The organism is Burkholderia sp. Ac-20392, from assembly GCF_017104585.1.
Taxonomy (GTDB): Bacteria; Pseudomonadota; Gammaproteobacteria; order Burkholderiales; family Burkholderiaceae; genus Burkholderia; species Burkholderia lata.
Genome location: NZ_JAAGPB010000613.1, coordinates 1 through 4,215 on the forward strand (window position 1 = coordinate 1; position 4,215 = coordinate 4,215).

General features: G+C 69.8%; 3 protein-coding genes. All 3 read left to right on the forward strand.

The features are described from left to right. The coding region (locus G3N99_RS35525) for an aldehyde dehydrogenase family protein (protein ID WP_206124689.1) at positions 1–1,223 on the forward strand (1,223 nt) is incomplete at its 5' end. Between the two features lie 11 nt (positions 1,224–1,234). Beyond that, a complete protein-coding gene (locus G3N99_RS35530) occupies positions 1,235–3,124 on the forward strand; it encodes a feruloyl-CoA synthase (RefSeq protein WP_206124690.1) in 1,890 nt (629 codons plus the stop codon). A gap of 203 nt (positions 3,125–3,327) precedes the next feature. Then, positions 3,328–4,215: 3-(3-hydroxy-phenyl)propionate transporter MhpT (mhpT, locus tag G3N99_RS35535; protein WP_206124691.1), on the forward strand; the 888-nt coding region annotated here is incomplete at its 3' end.

Sequence of the window (4,215 nt, forward strand, 5' to 3'; positions counted from 1 at the left end):
GCTCCGCCCGCATCGACGCGTTCGTCGCGACCGGCGTGGCCGAAACCGGCGCGACGCCGGGCTGGATCGGCTTCAACGTGACGCTCGCGGCGAACATGCTGCGCGAGGCCGCGTCGATGACGACGCAGATTGCCGGCGACGTGATCCCGTCCGACGTGCCCGGCAATCTCGCGCTCGCGATGCGCGTGCCGTGCGGTGTCGTGCTCGGCATCGCGCCGTGGAACGCGCCGGTGATCCTCGGCACGCGTGCGCTGGCGATGCCGCTCGCGTGCGGCAACACGGTCGTGCTGAAGGCGTCCGAAGCGTGCCCCGGCGTGCACGCGCTGATCGGCGCGGTGCTGGACGAAGCGGGGCTCGGTGCGGGCGTGGTCAACGTGATCACGCATGCGGCGGCCGACGCACCCGAACTCGTCGAGCGGCTGATCGCGCATCCGCACGTGAAGCGCATCAACTTCACCGGGTCGACGCACGTCGGGCGCATCATCGCGCGCCACGCGGCCGCTCACCTGAAGCCGGTGCTGCTTGAACTCGGCGGCAAGGCGCCCGTGCTCGTGCTGGACGATGCCGATCTCGACGCGGCCGTCGACGCGATCGCGTTCGGTGCGTTCTTCAACCAGGGGCAGATCTGCATGTCGACCGAGCGCGTGATCGTCGCACGGCCGCTTGCCGATGCGCTCGTCGAGCGCCTCGCCGCAAAGGCGCGCACGCTGGTCGCGGGCGATCCGCTGGCTGGCCATCCGCTCGGCACGATGGTCGACGCGGCGGCGGCTGCACGTGCGGCATCGCTCGTCGACGATGCGCGTACGCATGGCGCGCAGCTGCCGCTCGGCTGCCGCGTCGAAGGTGCGACGATGCAGCCGGCGATCGTCGATGGCGTGACGCGCGACATGCGCCTGTATCGCGAGGAATCGTTCGCGCCGGTCGTCGCGATCCTGCGTGCGGACAGCGACGACGAAGCGGTCGCGCTCGCGAACGACAGCGAGTTCGGGCTGTCGTCGAGCGTGTTCAGCCGCGATGTCGCCCGCGCGATGGCGGTCGCACGGCGGATCGAATCGGGGATCTGCCACATCAACGGCCCGACCGTGCACGACGAGGCGCAGATGCCGTTCGGCGGCACCAAGGCGAGCGGCTATGGCCGCTTCGGCAGCCGCGCGTCGATCGCCGAATTCACCGAGCTGCGCTGGATCACGGTGCAGACCGTGCCGCGTCATTACCCGATCTGAGCGAGGCCACGATGAATGTAGCGAAGCCTCCGGGTGAGGTCGTACACGGCGCGGGCGGCGTGCGTTATCGCGCCGCGGCGGTCGCCGTGGGCGCGGCCGAGATCCGCCGCGCGGACGACGGCACGTGGTACCTGCGCGCCCGCGAGCCGCTCGGCGCCTACCCGGCACGCCTGACCGACTGCCTCGTGAACGGCGCGCAAGCCCACCCCGACCGCGTGCTGGCTGCGCGGCGCGGTGACGACGGCCGCTGGATCGAGATCACCTACGCGCAGATGCTCGAACGTGCCCGCGCGATCGGGCAGGGCCTCGCCGATCTCGGCCTGTCGGCCGACCGCCCGCTCGCGGTGTTGTCCGGCAACGATCTCGAACACCTGCAACTGATGTTCGCGGCGATGCTGGCCGGCGTGCCGTATGCGCCGATTTCACCCGCGTATTCGCTGGTGTCGACCGACTACGGCAAGCTGCGCCACACGCTCGGGTTGCTGCGGCCGGGCGCGGTGTTCGTCGCGGAACGTGCGGCGTTTGCACGTGCGCTCGATGCGACATTGCCGGCCGACGCGACGCTGATCGTCACGCGCGATGCGGATGCGTCGGGCGATGATGCCGTGCCGCTCTCGCGCTTGCTCGCCACCGTCCCTCGCACGATCGACGCGATCCATGCGTCGGTCGGCCCCGATCATCTCGCGAAGATCCTGTTCACGTCCGGTTCGACGAAGCGGCCGAAAGCCGTGCCGACCACGCACCGGATGCTGTGCAGCAACCAGCAGATGCTGCGCCAGACGATGCCCGAGCTGACGCGCGAGCCGCCGGTGCTGGTCGACTGGCTGCCGTGGAATCACACGTTCGGCGGCAGCCACAACCTCGGCATCGCGCTGTACAACGGCGGCACGCTGTATCTCGACGACGGCCGCCCGGTGCCCGGCCGGTTCGACGAAACCGTGCGCAACCTGCGCGAGATCGCGCCGACGATCTACTTCAACGTGCCGAAGGGCTGGGAAGAACTGACCGCCGCGCTCGAACGCGACGCCGCGCTGCGCGACACGTTCTTCTCGCGCGTGAAGCTGTATTTCTTCGGCGGCGCGGGGCTGTCGCAGGCCGCGTGGGACCGGCTCGACCGCGTGACCGATGCGCATTGCGGCGAGCGCATCCGGATCATGGCCGGGCTCGGCATGACGGAAACGTCGCCGTCGTGCCTGTTCACGACGGGGCCGCTGATGCGCGCCGGCTATATCGGGCTGCCCGCGCCCGGCTGCGACGTGAAGCTCGTGCCATGCGGCGGCAAGCTCGAATTGCGCTTCAAGGGGCCGAACGTGATGCGCGGCTACTGGCATGCGGAGGTCGATCCGCGCGACGTGTTCGACGATGAAGGCTATTACCGCAGTGGCGACGCGGCCACGTTCGCCGATCCGGAGCGGCCGGAATTCGGGCTGCAGTTCGACGGGCGATTGACCGAGGATTTCAAGCTGAGCAGCGGCACGTTCGTCAGCGTCGGGCCGCTGCGCGCGAACGCGGTGTCGAGCGGTGCGCCGTACGTGCAGGACGTCGTCGTGACCGGGATCAATCGCGACGACATCGGCCTGCTCGTGTTTCCGCGCATCGACGCGTGCCGTGCGCTTGCGGCGCTCGCTGCCGATGCATCGGCAGCCGACGTGCTGCGCGCGCCGGCCGTGCGCGCGGTGTTCGAGACCTGGCTCGCCACGCTGAACCGGCATGCGAGCGGCGGATCGACGTTCGTCGCGCGCATCCGGTTGATGGACACGCCGCCGTCGCTCGATCTCGGCGAAGTGACCGACAAGGGTTCGCTGAACCAGGCGGCCGTGCAGCAGCATCGCGCGGCAACGATCGACGCGCTGTACGACCCGGCGCGCCGTGATCCCGACGTGATTCACGCATCGACCTAGCGATAGGCATCGGTACACGTAACGACCTGCCGGCGATGCGACCGGCGGGCTTTTTTACGGCCAGTGAATCAGGCTGCCTGATAACAAGGGTGGCCGTTCAACCACCTCATTGCGCGCCTGCCCGCCCCTGGCCGGCGGCGGCGCGCGCCGCGAGCGGCCCTGCGAGGCACGCCGACGAAAAGACAACCAGGATTGGAGACACGATGAACACCTACGTTGCCGAAAGACCGGCGGTCGCGACGACACTCGCACTGTGCTTCGCAATCGCGTTGCTCGAAGGGCTCGACCTGCAGTCGGTCGGCGTCGCTGCGCCGCGCATGGCGCGCGAATTCGGGCTGACCGTGTCGCAGATGGGCATTGCGTTCAGCGCGGGCACCTTCGGGCTGCTGCCGGGCGCGATGCTCGGCGGGCGGCTCGCCGACCGGATCGGGCGCAAGCGCGTGCTGATCGCGTCGGTCGCGCTGTTCGGGCTGCTGTCGATCGCCACCGCGCAGGCGTCGAGCTTCGCGATGCTCGTCGTCGTGCGCGTGCTGACCGGCATCGGCCTCGGCGGCGCGATGCCGAACCTGATCGCGCTGTCGTCGGAAGCGGTCGACGCGCGCTCGCGCAGCAGCGCGGTGGCCGCGATGTACTGCGGCATCCCGTTCGGCGGCGTGATCGCGTCGCTGATCGGCGTGCTGCTCGCCGGCGATACCGAGTGGCGGCACATCTTCTATGTCGGCGGCGCGGGGCCGCTGCTGCTCGTGCCGCTGCTGGCGATGCTGCTGCCGGAATCGCGCGCGTATCTCGACATTGCCGGCACGTCGGCCGCGCGCACGAGCGTCGCCCGCACGCTGTTCGGCGACGGCCGCACGATCTCGACGCTTGCGCTGTGGATCAGCTATTTCTGCACGCTGATCGTCCTGTACTTCCTGCTGAACTGGTTGCCGTCGCTGATGGCCGCGCGCGGGCTCGATCGCGAGCATGTCGGCCTCGTGCAGATCGCGTTCAACGTCGGCGGCGGGCTCGGTGCGCTCGGCATCGGCGCCGCGCTCGACCGGATGCGTGCGTCGCGCGTGGTCGGCGGCATGTACGTCGGGATCGTGCTGTCG

Coding starts and splice junctions, on each gene's coding strand:
- G3N99_RS35530 (WP_206124690.1), top strand. CDS start 1,235: ATGAATGTAGCGAAGCCTCCGGGTGAGGTCGTACACGGCGCGGGCGGC.